The organism is uncultured Chitinophaga sp. (genome assembly GCF_902168175.1).
Classification (GTDB): domain Bacteria; phylum Bacteroidota; class Bacteroidia; order Chitinophagales; family Chitinophagaceae; genus Chitinophaga.
This window is the reverse complement of the sequence record NZ_CABHOU010000101.1, coordinates 74,413-96,322: the sequence shown is the minus strand read 5'-3', so window position 1 is coordinate 96,322 and position 21,910 is coordinate 74,413. Positions and strand designations below refer to the sequence as shown.

The following is a 21,910-nucleotide window of genomic DNA, read 5'->3' as shown; positions in this document are numbered from 1 at the left end:
ATTAACCAAGCTTGTTCTTGATCCTCAGAAACGGATCTTCGAAATACTTTTTTGATAAACCAGCCACCAGCAACACTCCGCCCGTAACTACCGCGTAAAATGCCAACGTGGAAGGTATGGGCGAGAGTGCGAGCAGGTGTTTTTTAAGTACCAGCACCGCGCCGAATATCAGGAGCAGGTGGTACATGTATACACCGTAAGATATCTCACCCAGGCGGTTGAGCATTTTGCCTTCCAGCGAAAACAGTCGTTTCGCGTTCAGGGAAAGGTTCAGGATTACATAAAGGAATAGCAGGTCCAGCACAACGGCCGACACTACCGGAGTATTAAAAAGGGCGCTATACAGCCAGTATTCAGAGAAATAGTAATGGAAGCCCAGTCGCAGTACGAGTAGAGAAAGCAGCAATCCCTGCACGGTTTTAGAGAACAGTTTTGCTTCAGATACGGGTTGCTCCCGGTTATACACCCACCATGCGCCCAATCCGCCGATAGCCATGGCTTCGAACTGCAGGGTAGTGGTAAGGAAATTAAACAATTCGTTACGCGAGAACCAGGATGCGATTACCAGGAGTGCCAGTTTAATGGCAATGACCCCGTACAGCAGCACCAGCATATGTTTACGCAGGAACTTCACCAGCGGCGCCCACACCAGGTAAAACACTTCTTCCACCCCAATAGACCACAATGGTTCCAGCAAATGGTGCCCGAACAGGAAATTGACCATAAACGGCATAAAGAACAGGAACCAGGGCCAGGCCTCGCCGAAGGTATAAGGCATTTCATACGGATACCCCATAGCACCTAACACCGCAGGCACTAATACCGCGCCGATAAGCACCAGCAGGAAATACAGGGGCCAGATGCGCAAAACCCTGCGCAGGTAAAAGTTCCGTACACTAACACGGCCCGTTTTACGGTGTTCGTTCAAAAGCAGGTAAGTGATCAGGAACCCGCTAAGTACAAAAAAGAACGTCACTGCTGTGCCTCCGTTCTTAAAAAGCGATAGCTGGTCGAGGTTAAAAAGCCCGTACTTGCTACGTATCGTTTCCGCATGGTGCATCACCACGAGGTAAGCAGCCATAAAGCGCAGCCCGTTCAGACTTTCGAAATATTTAATTCCCCGGTATATATAACTGTTCGTATTCTCCATAATTACTAAGCCCCGCGAAGTTATTCTATAATTTCGGTAAACCCAATCCATCCAATTTTCCCGTTTGCGTAAATCAATTTCCCGTTTCGATCCCACCACCAGCCATAATGACCTTAATTTCATACTATTAACCATTTTGTATTATGTGTGAGACAAGGGTCCTAAATCATGGAAACGATGCGCTGGTAAGCTATTGCGTTCATTGTAAATCCATTTACTTCTGGTACAATAACCTCCTTCTGACGTTCACCCACGACAGCTTCCAGGTATTCCGTGACATGGTAAACGACATCGACTTCGACGAATGCGCCACCGTATTTCCCGACGGCGCTGAGCGGGCAGTCATGCACTCTCCCTGCAAATCTATCCGTTTTACGTTCACTTATGGTGAGTGGGTACGTATGAAAAAGGCGATAGAAGATGCGGTGTTAATGGAGCAGGTGTATGCTTGTATTTAGAAAATTAGTTAACCACCATCCGCTTTTTAATTAAGCCACCGTTGTCACTCACTTCAGCGGGTGTAACAGCATCAGTGCTATAGAATCGTGGGCTCCGTTACTAATGTAAACGTTGTATGGCATTTCCTCCTGTGGTAACTGGCAGCAGCCAGGCAGTCCTAGTGTAGTCTTCGTATCATTAATCCTGATTTCTTTTATGCGCAGGTGAGGGTAAATCTTCACTCATACGATCGTTGAGAGGAATTAGCATCACCCAACCCGTCATTGCGAGGAACGAAGCAATCCTCGTGTGTAGTCATTGCCCGCAATAATAGATTGTAAGGGAAACGGGCAACGTCATAGGCTTACTTCTAAGATGACTGTGCCAGGCGAAGACGGAGGCTTCGCTATTACTAACTTACTACTTCACACACAACTTTACTGACGCGAAGACTGAGCATGAGGATTGCTTCGTTCCTCGCAATGACGAGGATGGAAGGCGCGCCACTGCCACAGCCCATTGACAAAAGTGTCTGTCGCTCCATCACAGCCCTCTCCATGTTCAGGCCTTGACTATAGCGAAGACTGTAGCAAAGGGTTGCTTCACTTCGTTCGCAATGACGGCGGTGTGTGCCGCTCTATCGCTAGCTTTATGTATGACTAAACCTCAAAAAACTTACCAGCCGACTACAACTCTCTGGCATACACGCCATTCCCCCAATCCTCAAAATAATATTTTGCAGATAAAGGAATTTACACTTGCTTTGTATTGCAAAGTGCTTTTAAAGTATTCATTTTCGCCCTATAACCTTTACTGGGAGGGGAGAAGCAACTATTCATTCCTAATACCCTTTACATGTTTAACCTGGTTCGTTCGTTTTTCAAAGACAGTATTTATAACACCGGATTATTTTGCCTGGCCGTCTCGGTTTCGCTATTCCTGCTAACACTTGATGGTAGGAACAACGGCGTTTTTATGGTGCATTTTGGACTAACGGTATTGTTTTTTCTGATCGTGCTGATAAGTGGCCGGTTGAGGGCCGGACGCAATGGGTTGCACCTGATGACGCTGTTCCTGGTTTTATTCCTGGTTAGTTGTTATGGACTTAACCGGGAAATAAATGTGTTTGAATCGGCGGTGCCGTGGCAATGTGTGTTGCTGGTGGTGTCGTGTATTAACATCCTGTTGTTCTCTGTATTTGAAGAGATGCCGCGTTGGATGAAATTGCTGATGTCTTTCATACTGGGCGTTTCGGCTCTACTTTTCTTTTACCTCACTTTATACCTAATACCCCTGATGCCGGTAGGCATTATCTTCTTTTTTGCACTGGGACTGCCACTTCATGCTTTGGTGCCTATGCTTATTTGTATTTACCTGATCGTGCTGGTGCTGCGTTATCTGCAAAAGGAAGTAGCATTCATGAGGGCACTGGGAGCGGGGTTGGTAATGGCTGTTTTAACGACGATCGTATTTACGATAACCTGGTGCCTGTCTGTGGCACGTATAAACAACCTGAAGTCGGAATACAGCACCCTTCCGCAAAACCAGCCGTTATGGTCTTTAATGGCGGCGGAGTTGCCGCATAACGTAGTCGTGGAAAGAGTCCTGAAGACAGGTCCTGTGTATGTATCAAAAGCCGATGGAATAGACGAGTTTTCCTTTTTTGGCAATATAGATGGCGGCGCACGGTTGGGCGAATATTACCAGCATGATCCGCTGGTGGTGATCGCCTCTATCTTTGGCGGAGATTCACACCTGGAGGATATGGACCGCATCGAAATTCTGAAGGCCATGTACGGCGCAAGACACGATGCAGAAGAACGGTTGTGGCAGGGTAAAGATCTCGAAACTCGTACGGTAAAAACGCAGGCGGAAGTATGGCCGGCACAACGCCTGTCGTACACAGAACTTACCCTGAATGTGCATAATATAACCAATGGCCGTAGCTGGTGGTGGGGTACCAGGGAAGAGGCTATTTACACTTTTACACTGCCGGAAGGTGGTGTGGTTACCTCGCTTTCCCTATGGATCAATGACCGGGAAGAGAAAGGCATCCTCACTACCAAAGAGAAAGCGGATAGTGCATATAAAACGATTGTGGGCTTGGAATCCCGCGACCCGTCGGTGGTGCATTGGAAAGAAGGGAATACGGTAACTGTCAGGGTGTTTCCTGTAATGACAGACAGCTCGAGGCAGTTTAAGATCGGTGTAACCGCCCCGCTGGAAGCCCGCAACGGTAAGCTGTTGTATAAAAGCGTAAAAATGCAGGGGCCCGCATCTTTCGGGGCAAAAGAAGATTTACGTATCAGGTTTGATGAAACGCCGGCAGAAGCCGATCTGCCTTTGTCCTTTAGCCGCGAAGATGAGAAAACGATTACGCATACTGGTTTCTATAACGACTGCTGGGAAATAGGTTTCAAAGAAGTGCCGCTGAAGCAAAGCAGCTTTGCCTTCAATGGCCGCCAGTACCATGTGTTACCTTATAAGCCAAAACGGGTTCCAATATCATTTGCTGCTGTGTGTCTCGATATCAACAGCGCCTGGACGGAAGCTGATTTTAATGATGTGTATCGCCTCTGCGGTGATAAAAAGATGTACATATGTACGGATGGTGTACATATAGAACAGCTGACCCCGCAGAACCGCGATAAGGTGTTTGAACGCCTTAGCAGTAAACAGTTTTCACTATTCCCTTTCGGTAAAATTGAAAACCCGGAAAATACATTGGTCGTCACGAAATGTAATCCATACTCTCCGCAGCTGGGCGACCTGAAAGGGTTTACGCTGTTGACTGACCTTGGTGCCTATTTCAAGGCCGGCCATAAAGTGAACCTGTTTAATATCGGAAAAACGCTTTCTCCTTACATCAGTTCCCTGAAACAATACCGGGCTTTTAATTACGAGCAGGGAGACATCCGTTACCTGGGAGATTGTTTGTCGGGACAATTTGTAAAAAATGCAGAGAACGACGACCGCATTGTGATCGAAAGTGCAGGTATGATGATCGTGAAGGCTGACAGTGCAGAGAAGTCTGCCGGCACTGATCATTTACTGCGGTTGTTCGCATTTAATCATATCCTGCAACAGTCCGGAACGAAGTTGCTGGATGGCCCTGTAACCGATACTTCGCTGATTGCGGAGGCGAAGGAAGCTTACGTTGTAACGCCTGTATCCAGTTTGATCGTCCTGGAAACGCAGGCAGACTACGACCGGTTTGGTATTGAACGGAGTAAAAACAGCCTGGAAAATGCCGGGTTGAACGGTCAGGGTGCGGTGCCTGAGCCACATGAGTGGGTATTGATCATACTGGCGGTGGCCTTGCTCATTTGGTGTAAATACCGTTTCTCTTTCAGTTTAACAGGTAAACGATGATTGCACTTACTTTCCGAAAGTACATAAACTGGCAGGCGGGCTTCTTTTTAGCCTTTTACCTGGTGTTGGGTTACATCTGCCTTAAAAGTTACCTGAACTTCTCTGTTACGCCTTTACTAGGCGTTGCAGGGCTGGTACTGGCGCCCGTGAAAGGGGCAGGCGTTAAGGGTAACAGGCGTTTCTTTTACTGGGCTTTGTTGTTTGCTGGCCTGGCATTGTTCGTGCCAGTCAAAACATTGGCTTATGCAGCCATTGTTTTTGCAGTGATGTTCCTGGTAGAGAGTTACGTGTGCAAACTGAATATGGTACCGCTTTTTCTCGCATTGTTCATGTCGCCTGTTTTTGAATATGCAGTAACAGTATTTAGTTTCCCTGTTCGCATACAGTTAACAGGCATGGCCGGCTCCGTGTTATCTGCGCTGGGCAGCACGCAGGTTGAGGGAAACATGGTCATCTTTAACGGGGCGGAGTTTTCAGTTGATCCGGCCTGTATGGGGCTGCATATGCTGGCAGTGTCTTTAGTAATGGGCATTGTGTTGATGGGCATCTTCGCGGGACGATTACAACGAACGGTCCCGGTATGGATTTTCTTCGTGCAAATTGCCTGCATACTTGTACTGAGCCTGATCGCCAACCTGTTCCGTATTATTACGCTGGTGTACTTTCACCTGTTGCCCGACCAATGGGGCCACGAGGCGATGGGTTTACTTTGTTTCGTTGTTTACACGCTGTTACCGGCTTGTGTACTTACCTGGTGGATGATGCGCAAGTGGGGCAAAGTGCCTGTTGCTGTCACAGAAGAATACACGCCTGTAGCACATCCCATTCTCCCCAATATCTTATTATTACTGTTGATAGGTATACTGGCCATGCGACCAGCTCCTGTACGAACAATAGCCAGCGTTACACCGCCTGAAGATTATGCCATGGAGCAGCTGAAGGAAGTAACAAAACTCACCAGTCCGCAGGCATTGATTTATATCAAACCGGTGATGGGTTTCTTCGCTACAGATCACCATCCCACTATCTGCTGGCAGGGGAGTGGATACCAGTTTCGAAAAGTACAGGAGGAAAACTGGAACGGGTTTAATGTATACACCGCCGAACTAGAGAAAGGCAACGAAAGACTTTACACAGCATGGTGGTACAGCAGTGGTAAGTACGCCAGTATCAGCCAATGGGAATGGCGCTGGGATGCTTTGCTGTATGGGCGCGATTATTCATTGCTGAACGTAACCGTGGCCGCTAAGGCCGATTTACGTGCGGAAGTAGCACGTTTCCGGCTGCGTACTACCATAACCCCAGCACCTTCCACCACAATCCTCCCACGCCAAACCACACCGCCAGGAACAATACGCTGATGAAGAAACCGTGCTTCCACCAGTCTTTCATATCTACATATGTACTGCCGAAAAAGATCGGCGCAGGCCCGTGCCCGTAGTGCGTTAGGCAACCCATAAGTGTCGCGCAGGCGCCGAGGAAGATGGCGAGCATGGTGCCGGGCACGCCTACGGATATACCTACGGCGAGGAATACGCCGTACATAGCGGCTGCCTGTGCGGTAGCGCTGGCAAACATATAGTGGCAATAGGAATATACAATGATGATAAGCGGGAAGGCCCATGTCCACGGTAGTGTAGACAACTGTGTGCCGATCAGTTTCCCGAACCAGCCGATAAAGCCGAGTGAATTGAGGTAGGAGCCCATCATCACCAAAGACGAAAACCACACGATGGTATCCCAGGCGCCTTTCTCAGACTTCACATCTTCCCAGGTGAGTACACTGCTGAGTAATAATATACAAAGGCCGATAAGGGCGGCTGTTGTGGCATCTATTTTAAAAAGATCGCCGAAAATCCAAAGGGCCAGCAGGATGAAGAAGGTGGCGACCATCAGCCATTCTTTTACGGTGATAGGGCCCATCTCTTTTAATTTTTCTGCTGCCATGGCCGGCGCGTCGCTGGTTTTCTTCAGTTCAGGGGGATAAAATTTATAGAGGAACAACGGTAGCAGGATAAAACATACCAGTCCGGGTACACAGGCAGCCACTGCCCAGCTGCCCCAGGAAATATGGATGCCGAGGTCTTTTGCGAACTTCTGTGCCATCGGATTGCTGGCGGTAGCGGTAAGGAACATTACCGAGGTAACCATGTTGGCGTTGTAACTGCTTAACGTAAGAAAGGAACCTATTTTACGATGTGTTTCTGGCTGCTCCGGGTGGGAGCCCATGTTCACGGCGATGGACTTCATGATGGGAAATATGACACCACCGGCCCTGGCCGTATTACTGGGAATAGCCGGCGCTAACACCAGGTCGGCGATGTTAAGTCCGTAGGCGAGCCCTAACGGGCCGCGGCCGAACAACCGTATAAAGTAATAGGCTATTCGTGTGCCCAAACCTGTCTTAATAAACCCACGCGCAATAAAAAATGCCAAACCAATCAGCCAGATAGTGGAGTTGCCAAAACCACTGAGCGCATGTGCAACGGAAAGCGACGGGTTTCCTGGCGCCAATACCTGTGTGGCGGCGCAGAGCGTAATGCCCAACATGGCCATGGTACCCATACTGGCAGCTTTCAGGATGATGCCGAAAATGGTAGCCAGGAAAATGGCCAGCAAATGCCAGGCATTGGGCGCTACTCCCTCCGGTACCGGTATAAACCATATCACCAGGCCTATAATAAAAGTGATAAGCAGCGACTTCGGACGTATTTCCATGGTAAGTTGTGTTTTTTAAAATCTAATCTGTAATTGGGCATACCCGAGTTTGCGTGTATACGTAGTGGTAAGCGGTATGTCCTGGTCGAAGAAGTCCAGCGACATGCCCAGCTGTATGGCCACATAAAGGTTATCAGCAAATATGAGATTGATATTGGGGACAACCGTTTGCCTTACGTTGTCCGATTGTTTGTAATCGTCATTAAAGTATTCGTACCGGGAAGAGAACTCGATGGCCCTTACCCTGGGCTTATGCAGCTCGTAGCGTAGAATCGGGAACACATAAAAGCCCTGCATCCTGAACTCTTTGAGATCTGGCTTGGGGTTAAGTGTACTACTGTTGAAGTGCGTAAAACTCGTACCGTTCTTGTATTCCCCGCCAAGTGATATCGACCACTCACCCGCCAGCGGGATTTTAGCGAGAAAGTCGCCTCCAAATGCCGATCCCGTTCCGCTTCCAGCCTGACTGCCCGAGGCTGCATTAAGTCCCACCGTGAACTGAGGGGTAAGGTCTGCCTCAATACGGCCATACACGTTTTTAGTATCATCATCGTCCGAAGGCTGGTTGCGGTTGTTTCCGTTGTAGCCCCCCGCGTAATAACGTACACCATCTGTAATATCACCGAAAAGCGTCATCCCTATCTGGAAGCTTTGCCAGCCATTGCTGCCAAAGGCATAATACTGGTTACTATAATCCAGCGTACGGATGATGTCTACCGGCATGGCATCCTCTATGCCAAAGAAGGGTCTGAATTCGCCTACCTGTATGTTAAAGTGCTTATTAAGCGAGTATTTGATATAGGCATTTTCCAGCACCTTATTGATCGGATTACTACTGAACTCAGCAAAGTTCACCATAATATTTGCCGAGAAGTGATCGTTAATATTTGCCTTTACCTGCAACCGCGCCCGTTTGATGGCGAAAGTGTTAGTAATGCCCTTTTCTGTCGCGGGATCATAATTCCTGCCATCTACATTTACGTGTTCGGTAAACGATGCAACATAGCGTGTTTGCAGCAGGCCGGCGAAGCTTACAGAACGTTTGTAGGCAGAGTAGTTAGTGATCGCGGTATCGTGGTATTTGTCCAGACTGGACATGTCTTTTTGCTGTGCGGTTACATAACGCGTCGCTGTACAAAACACGGTGGCAAGCAATAATGATTTAAACATAGAATGAAAAGGGTTGATACAGATGTGACCGATCGTAAGATAACAGCAAAAAAGTAAAAAGGTTTAACAGCTCCAGGTGTGCCCAAAAAATCTTATCTTTTGATATAAACCATTGTAATGCCCTGGGATGTAATTGTAAAAATTATCAGTAACCTCATCTACATTGCGGCCATTATAGGCATTGTGTATTTCACCTTAAGGATTTTCCGTACTGCCCCCGAAAAACCAGCAGCCGGTATGCCTAAGGTGGTTAGTCGTCCTTTGCTTAACCTCTTCATCGAATGCCGTTATGAATCAAGTATGGTGCGTGGCTGGAAGTACAAAGTAGCAGTAGTTATTTATCCTGTTCACACAGATAGTGCGGAGCAGATGAGTGATGAATACATTACGGCCATCAATAGCATAGAGCTGCAAGGCGCTGCATTCGATGTATCGGTAATACAGGAAGCTACGCCTCCGCTGAGTGCTAAAGGACTCAAAGCTTCGTGGCTGGTAAAGCCTGCAGAAGCAGGCCCGGCCAGTTTCAGATTAATGCTGGATGTAAACAAGATGAATGCTCCCGCCGAAGTGCTGAAGGTGTTATTTAGTGACATCAAAGTGAGGCGTGATTATGGTGCCTGGTTGCGGAAAGGTATTAAGGGAAAAACAGTTTAATTCCCATCAGGCTTCATTACCTCCACACTGCCACTCATTGGCCAGTAAAACGTACCATAATCGTCCGGCTTCTTCGGATCAAATGTCCTATACTTCGGTAGTAAAGCCCTGCGTATCGGAAGCTTTGCATCCATAATGCCCTTTGCAATGCATCTCGCAATTTCATAAGCGCCGTAAGGGGAGAAGTGGGTATTGTCTTTCAGCGCCTCCGTTTGACCGGGAAACGTACCCGCCGGGTAGTGAACAAAAGCCTTTAATGATAATTCGGGTCCCCATGCCTCGTACAGATCTTTGCTCATGGCATTAAGGTCGATGAGGGCAACGTTTTGTTCTTTGGCTACCTGTCTTACTGCCGCAGGGTAATCGCCAAGGGTGTTGATGATATGGCCGCTGCTGTCGAAGCTGCGCCGGTGCATGGAGGTTACAAGTACGGGGTCGGCACCGCGTTTGCGGACTTCCTGTACATAATATTCCAGGTCTTTTTTATAGGACGTGAAGGGCCCAACACCTTCGCCCTTACGTTTTTGATCGTTATGCCCGAATTCAATGAACACATAATCGCCCGGCTGTGCCAGGCTCAGTATTTTGTCCAGGCGACCGGCAGATTTGAAGCTGTACAAGGCTTCTCCGCTTTCGGCATAATTCGCTACCACTACATCTTCCGGATCTAAAAAGGCCGGTATTATTTGTCCCCATGCAGCCCAGGGCTCCTTTGATTGGTCTACCACGGTGGAATTACCGGCCAGGAATATGGCATGCTCTACATTTGCCTTATTAATTTCTATCTGGCAGACCTTTGGAACACTGTCTGTAAATTCGATGGTCAGGCGGTTGTCCCAATGCAGGTACTCCCGCTCGCGGGGTTTTATTTTAATACTGCCGGTAACCTTGCCCTCCTTATTGTAAATGAGGGTGTCCCGTACCTGCACAGTAAAAGTTTTCTTCGCCAGCCGTCCCTTTTTGGTGATAAAGTTTTGAATGAACGACCGCCTGCATTCAGCCCTTACTGTAGTAGCAGAGGTCCCGTTCACGTCGCCCAGGATAACGGTTACATTATAGAATCCTTCAGGAAGATCTACAGAAAAGGAGAATGGCCGGTTCGCTGTGATGTATGTGGTGGGCCCGCGACGTTTGCTTTCCACCATCCGCAGGCCGGTGGTATCGTCAAACCCGTAGCCGGTTTTGCTGTTGTACAAAGTGGTGGGGGTAATATCATCCGGGCCGATCGTGAATCTTTTAATTCCCTTGCTCATTTCCTGGGCTATTGCCAGGGAGGTAGTTAACAGGCAGGCCGATATAAACAGGTATAGTTTCATAATCTTAATTGGGAAAGCAGGACTTTTATCTTTAGAAAGATAATAAGTTTATTTTGTTTTACCACATTCTGACCCGGGTTGTTGTATCCCCAACGGATATGCAGAAGTGAATACGCCTTTAGATATTGGCATGTATAACTTTGAGAGCGAAAGTTGATGATAAAAATGCGGAAAAGTTGATGGAATTTAAAATGAAGCATCCTATCTTAGCACCTGCACCCGATAAGAAATACCTAATTTATTGTGTTTGTTGATCAGGTAATTAAACCCGTTAATAAGACAGATGTAGCCCGGTTGTTTTAGTCTTATCTGGCCTGACTATGCTGCATCTGTTAACTATTACAAATTTATTATCCCTTAATTTTTTTTCATCATGAAGATCAGATTATTATTACCATTTCTGCTGCTCGCAGGACCTGCAGCTTATTCACAGACGAACAAACTCGAGAGTACCGGAAACGTAGGTATAGGTACTACCAATCCCACGAGCATTTTACATGTGCTGGGTAATAACCGCAATTACTACGTAAACAGGGGCATTCCTGGCCAGACCGAGGATACGCAGGGGCCGAACTATGTGCTGTTGCACAAGGTTTATACCAACACCCTTCTCATGACCGATCAGTTTGTTTCTGGAAAGATAGTAGCAACCCGTGGCGGCTCTACCGGCTGGAACAGAAAGTGGGCAGTGGAGGTTAATACCAGCAGCGCGTATGATTTAACGAGGGGTAGTCTTATTTCATACGTAGAACCCACCCGTCTTATGCTGGTGACGTATGGAGGTGAACGGTACATGGCTGTCGAAATACTGAACTCGTCGACCTTTACGCTTTTTCATTCACAGGTTATGCGGACAATGAAATACTTACCCTGGTAACCGACAATGTAGTGAGTGATCCGCAGCCATTTATCAGTGTAGAAAATGTGGGTTTAAACATAGGTGGATACGTTACTACAGGTACCATCCATCTACCCAAAAAGAATAATGGCTTTGTGAATAAATTTGACGATGTCCAGGCTATCTGGCTACAGGGAGCGGAGTTTCAAACTGAGTTGGCGATCGGTTATTCTGCTGTAGGCGGTGGCGCCTCCGCCATTGGCTTTTCCCGTGGAGGCTCCTGGGACACTGATATAAAATTCTACACGAACGCTGTTGGAAATGCGGGTACGCATAACATGGTAGAGCGTATGCGCATTACACCGGAAGGGAATGTGGGAATCGGAACCGCCGCCACCGGCACCAATAAACTCGCCGTAGAAGGCACCATCGCTGCCCGTAAGGTTAAAGTAACAGCAGCGCTCACCTGGCCCGACTACGTATTCGCTAAAAACTACGAATTGCCCTCCATTGCTTCGGTCGAAAAGTATATTGCCGAACACCAGCATCTGCCAGGTATTCCATCCGCAGAAGAGGTAAAACAGGAAGGGATTGACCTGGGTAATATGGACGCGAAACTACTCCAGAAGATAGAAGAACTTACCTTGTATCTTATCGAAATGAAAAAAGAAAATGAAGAAATGAAGGCGCGGCTCAAAGCGCTTGAAAGCAGGAAATAAGGAACAAAGCCCGGCACCAGATACGCCGGGCTTTGTTATTTTTAGCAGCGGCATGTATATATGAATTACATTTTTTAATAACTTAAAATTATATTTGCCCTCTATGAAACCAGGCATTTTTATAAAAAGCACCGCGCTGCTGGATGGTACCGAGTTCGAGAAAACGGTGATATTTGTTACGGAATATAACGAGAAGGGGGCCATGGGCTTTGTAGTGAACCAAACTTTTCCCCGCAAACTGAATGAGCTGGAAGAATTTAAACACATCATTCCTTTTCCCATACATCTTGGAGGCCCGGTAGACCAGGAACACCTTTATTTTGTACACCGGCGTCCAGATCTTATTGAGGGTGGCGTGCCCGTTACTGATAAAATTTTCCTGGGCGGCGATTTTCAAACCACAGTAAAACACATCGACAACCGTATACTCACCGGCCGCGACGTAAGGGTATTTATCGGCTACTGCGGCTGGGATTACCTCGACCTCGATAATGAAATTGAAGAGGGCAGTTGGGAGGTGATGGAAGAGTGGATGTTGTTTAATGCGAAGTAGCCCATCGTAATGATTTTGTAAATGCAAATAGAAGGCGTCGTATGCCTGCGCTTACCCCCTGTAGTTCATAAGCAGACTTTAATCGCCTTTCCTCTAAGTAATACTTATTAGTATCCCGCTATGGTAACATCCCGGTAATCCTGGTCATCTGCCAGCATAGCCTCACCTTCCATGCCTTATGAATACACTTTGTATTGGGGCCCACCCACAATCCGGGTATAATAGTAGGCAGCAAGCCTGTAAACCAGAACGGGCGTCGCGGCAGAGGGGAATCCAAGGAAGGCATGTTTGTTGATAGTAGTTAAACCATAAAAACCACAGGAAAACAACAACTGTTCATGGCAGCCTTGCCGCAGGAAATGTTCATTTCGTCGCTAATTGGGTAGTGGGCAGGCCGGGGCGTAGTACCTTGCACCTCAGACTACGGAAACAGAACACATCAGGGACACTGGCTGCCTGTGGCTTATGAGGCATTTCTTCTTACCCTATCCCAAACAGCCGGTACCCCGTATCAGTTTATGAGTATTAAAACCTTTGGGCCGGTTTAAGTGTTGTTCTTTCCAGGTCGTCAAAGTTGGTATAAACCTTTCAAATTAGCACAAAACCAGCACTCACTATATGAAGTTTTACAATTATTGTTTCGGTTGCATGTGGACGTTAATAGGCGGAATGCTGTTAACATCCTGCGGAGGAGAAAAGAAGACAGGCATGCCCGGCGCAGGGGCGGTGAAGGATTATAAAGTGGAAACCATTACTTTGGAGCATGCATCACTGCATACCGACTTTCCCGCTAATATCCAGGGGCAGCAGGTAGTGGAGATCAGGCCAAAGATCGACGGGTTCGTGGAAAAGATCTATGTAGACGAGGGCGCCACGGTTAAAAAGGGACAGTTACTGTTCCGTATCAGCAATCCCCAGTATGAACAGGAAGTGCGCACCGCCGAAGCCGGCATTAAAACGGCCCAGGCAGAAGTAAGCAGTGCTGAACTGCAGGTAAACAAGGTGAAACCCCTGGTGGAGAAAGGGATTATCAGCAAGTTTGAACAGGAAGCTGCGGAATACGCGTTACAGGCAAAAAGGGCTGCCCTGGCCCAGGCGAATGCCACGCTGGCCAATGCCCGTACGAATGTGGGATATACCGCCATCAGCAGCCCGGTTAACGGGATAATTGGCAATCTCCCCAATAAGGTAGGTGCCCTGGTGAGCAGCAACTCTGCACAGCCGCTCACTACCGTGTCCGAATCGGGCAACGTACTGGCCTACTTCTCCCTGAATGAAAAACAACTCCTTAACATTTCCCGCATATACAAGGGCGCTACACTACAGGACAAACTGAAGGGCGCTCCCGAAGTACAGCTCATACTGGCCGATGGTACCGTGTATGATCAGAAGGGTCGTATCGAAACCGGTAGTGGACTTGTGTCTTCGGAAACGGGTACTTTATCGTTCCGCGCAGTATTTCCTAACCCGGTTGGCATCCTGCGTAGCGGCGGTAGCGGCTCGGTAAGGATTCCCAGGGAAATAGATTCGGCCATCGTTATTCCACAGGTAGCTACTTACGACCTGCAGGGTAAACGTTTTGCCTGGCTGGTTAAACAGGATACCACTGTTACCAGCGTAGCCCTTACGGTGAGGCCTATGCCTGACGGACAATCGTTCGTAGTGGAAGACGGCCTTAAGGTGGGCGATGTGATCGTGGTGGAAGGTATCACCGATCTGAAAGAAGGTGCTAAAATACGCACGAAGAAGTAAAGCCGGCTGGTATTGTTAAAGCGGAAGTTCCCGCTAATTTAAAACGTAATTATGCTCAAAGTATTTATAGAAAGGCCGGTACTCTCCACCGTTATATCTGTTATCATCGTGATACTGGGTATTCTGGGGCTGGTAACGCTGCCTATTGCACAATATCCGGACATTGCGCCGCCTACCGTACAGGTGTCGGCCAGTTACCCGGGTGCCAACGCCGATGTGGTACTTAACTCCATCATCATCCCGCTGGAAGAACAGATCAATGGGGTGGAAGACATGACTTACATGAGCTCCACTTCTACCAACGAAGGCGCAGCCACCATCACGGTGGTGTTTAAAGTTGGTACTAACCCCGACCTTGCCGCGGTAAACGTACAAAACCGCGTATCCCGTGCTACGGCGCTGTTGCCGGCGGAGGTAACGCAGGCCGGTGTAACCGTGGTAAAGAGACAAACGAGTAACCTGCTCATTTTCGCCCTTAACAGCGAAAACCCTGCTTACGATCAAACCTTTTTGCAGAACTATGCAAAGATCAACCTTGTACCGCGTATACAGCGTGTAACCGGCGTAGGTGATGTAACGGTGTTTGGCTCGCGCGATTATTCCATGCGTATATGGCTGAAGCCACAGGCTATGCAGGCTTACGGTCTTATGCCGTCGGATATTACGGCCGCCCTGGCCGAGCAGAACATCGAAGCCGCACCGGGTAAAGTAGGGGAGAACAGTGATCAGGCATTCCAATATGTAATTAAATATACGGGTCGTCTTAAAGACGCTACGCAGTTCGAGAACATCATTCTTAAATCGATTGGTAACGGCCAGCAGCTGTTATTAAAGGATGTAGCGAGGGTGGAACTGGGTGCGCAAAGTTACTCGGCTTATAACCTTGTAAACGATCACCCGGCGGTGGGTGTGGCTGTGGTGCAAAGCGCCGGTTCTAACGCCCGTGATGTAATTAACGGTAGTAAAGCGGTATTGGAAGAAGCGGCGAAGAATTTCCCTCCGGGTGTAAAATACACGGTGTTGGTGGATGTGAACCGCTTCCTGGATTCCTCTATCGAAAAAGTAATTCATACCCTGGTAGAAGCTTTTATCCTGGTGTTCATTGTGGTATTCCTGTTCCTGCAGGATTTCCGGTCTACACTGATACCGGCCATATCGGTGCCAGTGGCTATCGTAGGTACGTTCTTCTTCCTAAATCTTTTTGGCTTCTCCATCAACCTGCTTACCCTGTTTGCTCTGGTACTGGCCATCGGGATTGTGGTGGATGATGCCATTGTAGTGGTGGAGGCGGTACACGCCAAACTCGATCATGGCGCCAAATCGGCCCGAAAGGCAACGCTTTCGGCTATGAATGAGATCAGCGGTGCTATCGTATCCATCACGCTGGTAATGTCGGCGGTGTTCGTACCGGTGTCATTCATTACCGGTTCGGCGGGTGTGTTTTACAAACAGTTCGGCCTTACACTGGCTATCGCGATCATTCTTTCCGCTATCAACGCATTAACACTCAGTCCTGCGCTTTGCGCCCTGCTGCTGAAGCCACACAACGAGCATGAACATAAGAAAACGACCTTCCTGCAACGCTTTTACAATGGCTTCAATAAGTCGTTCGATGCCATTACGGGCAAGTATAAACGTGCTGTTCACTTCCTGTCTATCCGCAAATGGATGGCGATTTTACTGGTTGCCCTGTTTGGCGGAGGATTGTTCTGGCTAATGAAAACGACTCCATCGTCTTTTGTACCTAACGAAGACATGGGTACGGTGTTCGCCTCTATCAGCCTGCCGCCGGGCTCTACCCTCGAACGTTCTGATTCAGTATCTAAAAAAGTAGCAGAAATAGCCCGTTCAATTGATGGGGTGAATAATACGCTGCAAATCGTTGGTACCAACTTCATCGCAGGGTCGGGCAGTGCATACAGCATGGTAATTATCGAATTGAAGGAGTGGGGCGATCGTCCTAAACGCGATGCACCTGCTATTATCCGCGAACTGTTCGGTAAAACGGCCGGTATACGTGAGGCCAGCAGCATTATCTTCTTTAGCCCGCCTACTGTACAGGGTTTCTCTGTAAGCGGTGGCTTCGAGTTCCAGTTACAGGACCAGGGCGGCCATACGATCAATGAATTTTATAAGGTGAATAACGAGTTCCTTGCGGCCCTGCGCCAGCGTCCGGAAATACAGTATGTTACCACTTCTTTCAACCCTACCTTCCCCCAGTTCCAGCTTTCGCTGAATACGGCCAGGGCTAAGGATGCCGGCGTGTCGCCCACTGCGATACTTTCTACATTGCAGGGGTATTTTGGCGGTATCTATGCATCTAACTTTAACCAGTTCGGTAAACAATATCGTGTAATGATCCAGGCGGACAGGCAGTTCCGGACCAGTGAGGCCAGCCTGAACAACATTTATGTACGTAACAGCGCCGGCGACATGGCACCGATCGGTGAGTTCGTAACACTTGAAAGGGTGTACGGTCCTGAGAGTATTTCACGTTTTAACCTGTTTACGGCTATATCCATACAAGGTTCTCCTAACGAGGGGTATAGCTCGGGTGATGCGATCAAGGCGGTACAGGAAGTAGCGGCGCAGTCGCTGCCAACAGGATATGGGTACGAGTTCTCGGGTATTACACGCGAGGAATTGTCTGCAGGTGGACAGTCGGTTTATATCTTTATCCTCTGTCTGATCTTCGTTTACTTCCTGCTTTGTGCGCAATACGAAAGTTACATCCTTCCGTTCGCGGTACTGTTATCGCTGCCGGTAGGTCTGGCGGGTACTTTCATCTTTAACAAGTTCTTCAACATCGATAATAACATTTATACGCAGATCTCACTGATCATGCTGATAGGGCTGTTGTCGAAAAACGCCATCCTGATCGTGGAATTTGCCGTGCAACGACGGCGCAAAGGGGAGTCTATACTGGATGCGGCGGTAGATGGGGCGGTTGCTCGTTTACGACCGATCCTGATGACCTCTTTCGCGTTCATCTTCGGGCTGGTGCCGCTGATGCTTGCATCGGGTGCGGGTGCCAATGGCAACCGATCTATCGGTACCAGTGCTGTAGGCGGTATGCTTATCGGTACGCTGCTCGGGGTAATGGTTATCCCGGCGCTGTTCGTGATATTCCAGCACCTGCAGGAAAAGGTAGGCCGCAAAAACAAACACGAAGACGAGGATGATGAAGATGAACCAGGTTTGCAAACCATACCCGCAGCCCATTAAAACGAAAAGCATGAAGAACAGATTTTATATAGCATTGATCATAGGGATGCCGGTACTCGCCGCGGGATGTAAGATCACGCAGAAATACGGGCAACCGGATATACAAACGCCTGCCACTTATCGTGGCGCAGCTACCACTACCGACACCTCTACGCTCGCAGATATCCGCTGGCAGGAGTTATTTTCCGATCCGCAACTGCGGTCGCTGATTCAGCAGGGGCTGGACAGTAACCTGGACCTGAAAATAGCGGTAGCGCGTATGAAGGTAGCAGCGGCCAATCTCAGGCAGAGTAAAGATGCATTTTGGCCTACGCTGACAGTAACGCCGGGTTACACGCATGCTAAACCCTCGCCCGCACAGTTGCAGGCGCAGGGTATTCCCGGCGCAAGCATCCCTGCATACGATCAGTACTCACTGTTGGGTAGTTCGGCCTGGGAAGTAGATATCTGGGGTAAACTACGTAGCACCAAACGTTCGGCTGCCGCCCAGTTTCTTCAAAGCGACGCCTATCGCCGGGCTGTACAAACCCAGCTGATCGCCAATATCGCCAATAACTATTACAGTTTGCTGGCGCTCGACGCACAGTTGAAAATCACCGAACAAACTGTGGAGATCCGCAAAAACGATGTGGAAACGATTAAGGCGCTGAAAGAAGCAGCCACCCTTACCGGGGCCGATGTGGTGAACAGTGAGGCCAATCGTTATGCGGCTCAGGTGCTCATCCCCGACATTAAAAGGGACATCCGCGAAATAGAAAATACGCTCAGCGTGTTGTTAGGCCTTGCGCCCGACAGCATCCGCCGTGGTGTGCTGGAGGCGCAGGATATCAATAAGTACCTGAATACAGGCGTACCATTACACCTGCTTAGCAACCGCCCGGATGTGCAGCAGGCCGAGTATGCGCTGATCAGCAATTTTGAGCTTACGAATGCTGCCCGCACTTATTTCTATCCGCAGTTGAACATCTCGGGTACGGCGGGTTTTGCTACCGTTAATACGCTCAAAGGCTTTTTTGATGGTACATTTTACTGGAATATAGCTGCAGGTCTTGCGCAGCCGATCTTCAACAAAGGACTTAACCGCCAGCGCCTCCGGGTAGCCGAAGCGCAGCAGGAAGAGTCGCTGTACAACTTCAAAGCAGTGATGCTGGATGCCACCAAAGAAGTATCAGATGCGCTGTTCAGCTACAGTACCGCGTCTGAGAAGATGGCACTACGATACAACCAGCTGGAAGCTTTGAAAAAGGCAGTAGAGTTTAATAAGGAACTGTTGAACTATTCTTCCAAAACAAACTATACGGACGTGTTAACGGCCGAGCAAAACCTGCTTACGGCGCAGTTAAATGGTATTAACGACAAGCTGCAGCAACTACAGGCTGTAGTTACGCTGTACCGCGCGTTAGGTGGCGGGTGGAAGCAATAAGCGCATCTCAGATTTTAAGCGCCTCCAAAAGCTGAACACTTTTGGAGGCGCTTTTCTATAAGCATATCCGCCTGTCAAAACGGATGACATATTAAATAGAACAGCGGTGATAGTGAGTCGGCCTGATTTCGTACTTTCGGACCATGAATCTGGAAAAATTCAGGGACTATTGTCTCTCGCTCAAAGGCACTTCGGAAAAGTTTCCGTTCGATGAAACCACGCTCGTGTTTTACGTAATGGACAAAATGTTTGCGCTTACCGATATCGGCATATTCGCCAGCGCTAACCTCAAATGCGATCCTGAACTGGCGGTAGAACTGCGCGAACGTTATTCGGCCGTAGAGCCAGGTTACCATATGAACAAGAAACACTGGAACACGGTCCTCATGGATGGTTCGATCCCGGACAAACTCATATTGGAGTGGGTAAAACACTCGTACGACAGGGTAGTGGCCGGTTTAACGAAGAAAGGCAGGGAGGCGCTGGACCAACTGTAAACCGGCTACCGATAAAATGTCCATCATTTTATTCGAACAGTCCATTTATACACCTTACGTGGAGCGGTACCTTTGACTTGTCAATTAAGATATATGGAAAACAAGATTTTAGGTATTCACCATGTAACGGCTATCGCCGGTAATGCTAAAAGAAACCTCGACTTTTATACCCAGGCGCTGGGCATGAGGCTGGTAAAAAAGACCGTGAACTTCGACGATCCTAATACTTACCACTTTTATTATGGCAACTATGCGGGCGAACCCGGTACGATACTCACTTTCTTCCCCTGGGAAGGTATTTCACAAGGCAGAAGGGGCGTTGGCCAAGCTACTGAAACCGGTTTTGCCGTTCCTGAAGGCACGCTCGATTTCTGGTTAAAAAGGTTCGACGACAGGAATGTTATTTATAACAAACCTGCTACGAAATTCGGCCAGGAATACCTGACCATCCTCGACCCGGACGGGCTGAAACTTGAACTGGTGGGCGTTCCGCAGGATAAACTGATTACGCCTTATGAAACACCAGGCCTCGACAGTAATGTAGCCCTTGGCGGTTTTCACCACATAACGCTTACATTAACGAGCATCAAACCTACGGTGGCTGTACTGGAGCTGTTAGGTTACAAACAGGTAGCGCAGGAAGTGAACCGTTATCGCTTCGCGCTCGACGGTAATCCTAAAGCTGGTCTTATCGATCTCGTGGAAGCGCCGGGCGAAGCCAGGCACTTATCTGGCGGCGGTACCGTGCACCACATCGCCTTCCGTGTAAAGAACCAGGCCGCGCAGGTAGAGTTCCAGGAAGCGATCGCGAGGAAAGGGTTTAACATTACACCGGTATTGGACCGTAACTATTTTACGTCCATCTACTTCCGCGAACCAGGTGGTGTATTGTTCGAAATAGCTACCGACGAACCAGGTTTTGCTGTAGACGAACCACTCGAATCTCTGGGAGAGGCATTAAAACTCCCTCAGCAATATGAAGCACAGCGCGAACAGATTGCAGCGCAACTTCCTAAATTGTAGTTTGACTAAACGGTTTATGAGATATAAAAAAGAAGGGGTCCGGTATTACCGGGCCCCTTTCTTCGTTGCAGCATAGGTTATAAAGACTATTGTTGCTGTTCCTGTGTACCTGGCACCAGCTTGCGGAAGAGGTTCAGATGTAAATTGATCTCAAAAGCACCATCCGTATAATTCTTTAATCCGGAGGTTTGAGAGTTGTATATCAGTTGCAGTCCTGCATTCTGTTTAAAGTTGAAACCCATACCTGCGGAAAAGTTGCGGGTGGAGTGGTACATGGCGAACACGTTGGCCAGGTCGTTCAGTACGGCTACGTTGGCGCCAATGTCTATCATGCTGCTTTCCCCTTTAATGCCCCTTACGCAAATCTTAGGTTCTACAGATGTAATGGTGGAACCTTCGTCTGTTGTTACCTTGTAACTGGCCGCAGCAAAGAATAAGGGTTTATTAAAGCTCTCATATTCGTCCTTCGTAAACTTAGCGAACAGGCTGGGCACTGATGCCTGCAAAGTCAGGTGTTCGTTCGTATACGCCATGCCGAAATCGGCGTCGAAGAAGTTATCGCGGTTATTATACCGGGCAACGGCCGGGTCGGGATCGCCCTCCATGCCTTTTGATGTAATACGTTTATTATCCAGCACACCGGAAAGGCCGAAGTGTAAGGCTGTTCCTTTTTCTAAATTAAGTGGGAGATGATAGGCGTAAGTGACAGCTACGCGTGTTTGGCTCAGCAACCCCGCTTTGTCGTGGTACAACTGCAAACCGGCGGCTACACGGTCGGTTACGGGAATATTCGCGGTGGCCGATGTGGTAACCGGTGCCCCCTCAATACCCTGCCATAACCTGCGGTGGGCAAAGTCAAGTTTTAAACCGGTACCCAGTCCTGCCATGGCCGGGTTGGCCAGGTACTGATTCATGAAATACTGTGCGCCCAGTGGGTGCTGCGTTTGGGTTTCGTTTCCCAGTTCCTGTGCGTGGGCACCCAAAGAGAAGCTTACCAACGCAGCTACCGCGAGCGCAGTTTTGGTGATCAGTTTAAAATGATAGGTATAGGGATATTTCATA

The 21,910-nt window shown here is 48.5% G+C and carries 17 protein-coding genes; 12 read left to right on the top strand and 5 right to left on the bottom strand.

The window, feature by feature from the left end; translation table 11 throughout:
* Position 1: 1 nt before the first annotated feature.
* On the bottom strand, positions 2 to 1,150 hold the full coding sequence (locus QZT80_RS24260; RefSeq protein ID WP_295128587.1) for an acyltransferase: 1,149 nt from the start codon (positions 1,148 to 1,150) through the stop codon (positions 2 to 4).
* Between the two features lie 143 nt (positions 1,151 to 1,293).
* Between QZT80_RS24260 and QZT80_RS24255 the strand changes: the two genes are divergently transcribed.
* The 3 genes from QZT80_RS24255 (at position 1,294) to xrtN (ending at position 6,321) form a co-directional block, all read left to right on the top strand.
* A complete protein-coding gene (locus QZT80_RS24255) occupies positions 1,294 to 1,608 on the top strand; it encodes a DUF6686 family protein (protein ID WP_295128585.1) in 315 nt (104 codons plus the stop codon).
* 835 nt (positions 1,609 to 2,443) lie between these two features.
* Positions 2,444 to 4,960, top strand: a complete 2,517-nt coding sequence (locus QZT80_RS24250; protein WP_295128583.1) for an XrtN system VIT domain-containing protein — start codon at positions 2,444 to 2,446, stop codon at positions 4,958 to 4,960.
* Positions 4,957 to 6,321 carry an exosortase N gene (xrtN, locus tag QZT80_RS24245; RefSeq protein WP_295128581.1) on the top strand — a complete coding sequence of 455 codons (1,365 nt, stop codon included), beginning with the start codon at positions 4,957 to 4,959 and terminating at the stop codon, positions 6,319 to 6,321. The genes QZT80_RS24250 and xrtN overlap by 4 nt, the downstream gene beginning before the upstream one ends.
* Here xrtN and QZT80_RS24240 read toward each other — a convergent pair.
* Positions 6,251 to 7,678: an anion permease gene (locus tag QZT80_RS24240; RefSeq protein ID WP_295128579.1), complete on the bottom strand. Its 1,428-nt coding sequence runs from the start codon at positions 7,676 to 7,678 to the stop codon at positions 6,251 to 6,253. The genes xrtN and QZT80_RS24240 overlap by 71 nt on opposite strands.
* 15 nt (positions 7,679 to 7,693) lie before the next feature.
* Positions 7,694 to 8,848 (bottom strand): porin, encoded by a 1,155-nt coding sequence (locus QZT80_RS24235; RefSeq protein WP_295128577.1) that lies wholly within the window; start codon positions 8,846 to 8,848, stop codon positions 7,694 to 7,696.
* 117 nt (positions 8,849 to 8,965) lie between these two features.
* On the opposite strand from QZT80_RS24235, the gene QZT80_RS24230 reads away from it, so the two are divergent.
* Complete coding sequence (locus QZT80_RS24230) at positions 8,966 to 9,502, top strand: hypothetical protein (protein ID WP_295128575.1); 537 nt, start codon at positions 8,966 to 8,968, stop codon at positions 9,500 to 9,502.
* On the opposite strand, the gene QZT80_RS24225 is transcribed toward QZT80_RS24230, so the two are convergent.
* Positions 9,499 to 10,818 (bottom strand): rhamnogalacturonan acetylesterase, encoded by a 1,320-nt coding sequence (locus QZT80_RS24225; RefSeq protein ID WP_295128573.1) that lies wholly within the window; start codon positions 10,816 to 10,818, stop codon positions 9,499 to 9,501. The genes QZT80_RS24230 and QZT80_RS24225 overlap by 4 nt on opposite strands.
* Positions 10,819 to 11,191: 373 nt before the next feature.
* On the opposite strand from QZT80_RS24225, the gene QZT80_RS24220 reads away from it, so the two are divergent.
* From QZT80_RS24220 to QZT80_RS24185, 8 genes are all read left to right on the top strand, one after another.
* Positions 11,192 to 11,695 carry a hypothetical protein gene (locus QZT80_RS24220; RefSeq protein WP_295128572.1) on the top strand — a complete coding sequence of 168 codons (504 nt, stop codon included), beginning with the start codon at positions 11,192 to 11,194 and terminating at the stop codon, positions 11,693 to 11,695.
* A gap of 11 nt (positions 11,696 to 11,706) precedes the next feature.
* A complete protein-coding gene (locus tag QZT80_RS24215; protein WP_295128571.1) occupies positions 11,707 to 12,375 on the top strand; it encodes a hypothetical protein in 669 nt (222 codons plus the stop codon).
* Between the two features lie 103 nt (positions 12,376 to 12,478).
* Positions 12,479 to 12,928 (top strand): YqgE/AlgH family protein, encoded by a 450-nt coding sequence (locus tag QZT80_RS24210; protein ID WP_295128569.1) that lies wholly within the window; start codon positions 12,479 to 12,481, stop codon positions 12,926 to 12,928.
* A 618-nt stretch (positions 12,929 to 13,546) separates the two neighbouring features.
* Entirely contained in the window at positions 13,547 to 14,680 is a 1,134-nt protein-coding gene (locus tag QZT80_RS24205; protein WP_295128567.1) for an efflux RND transporter periplasmic adaptor subunit, read from the top strand.
* A 51-nt stretch (positions 14,681 to 14,731) separates the two neighbouring features.
* The gene (locus QZT80_RS24200) at positions 14,732 to 17,905 is read left to right on the top strand and encodes an efflux RND transporter permease subunit (protein ID WP_295128565.1); all 3,174 of its coding nucleotides are present in this window, start codon (positions 14,732 to 14,734) and stop codon (positions 17,903 to 17,905) included.
* A 10-nt stretch (positions 17,906 to 17,915) separates the two neighbouring features.
* On the top strand, positions 17,916 to 19,328 hold the full coding sequence (locus QZT80_RS24195) for an efflux transporter outer membrane subunit (protein ID WP_295128563.1): 1,413 nt from the start codon (positions 17,916 to 17,918) through the stop codon (positions 19,326 to 19,328).
* A 143-nt stretch (positions 19,329 to 19,471) separates the two neighbouring features.
* On the top strand, positions 19,472 to 19,825 hold the full coding sequence (locus QZT80_RS24190; RefSeq protein WP_295128561.1) for an MmcQ/YjbR family DNA-binding protein: 354 nt from the start codon (positions 19,472 to 19,474) through the stop codon (positions 19,823 to 19,825).
* A 93-nt stretch (positions 19,826 to 19,918) separates the two neighbouring features.
* A complete protein-coding gene (locus QZT80_RS24185) occupies positions 19,919 to 20,848 on the top strand; it encodes a ring-cleaving dioxygenase (protein WP_295128560.1) in 930 nt (309 codons plus the stop codon).
* 86 nt (positions 20,849 to 20,934) lie between these two features.
* Here the strand turns inward: QZT80_RS24185 and QZT80_RS24180 are convergent, their stop codons facing one another.
* Entirely contained in the window at positions 20,935 to 21,909 is a 975-nt protein-coding gene (locus QZT80_RS24180) for a PorP/SprF family type IX secretion system membrane protein (protein WP_295128558.1), read from the bottom strand.
* Between the last annotated feature and the right edge of the window lies 1 nt (position 21,910).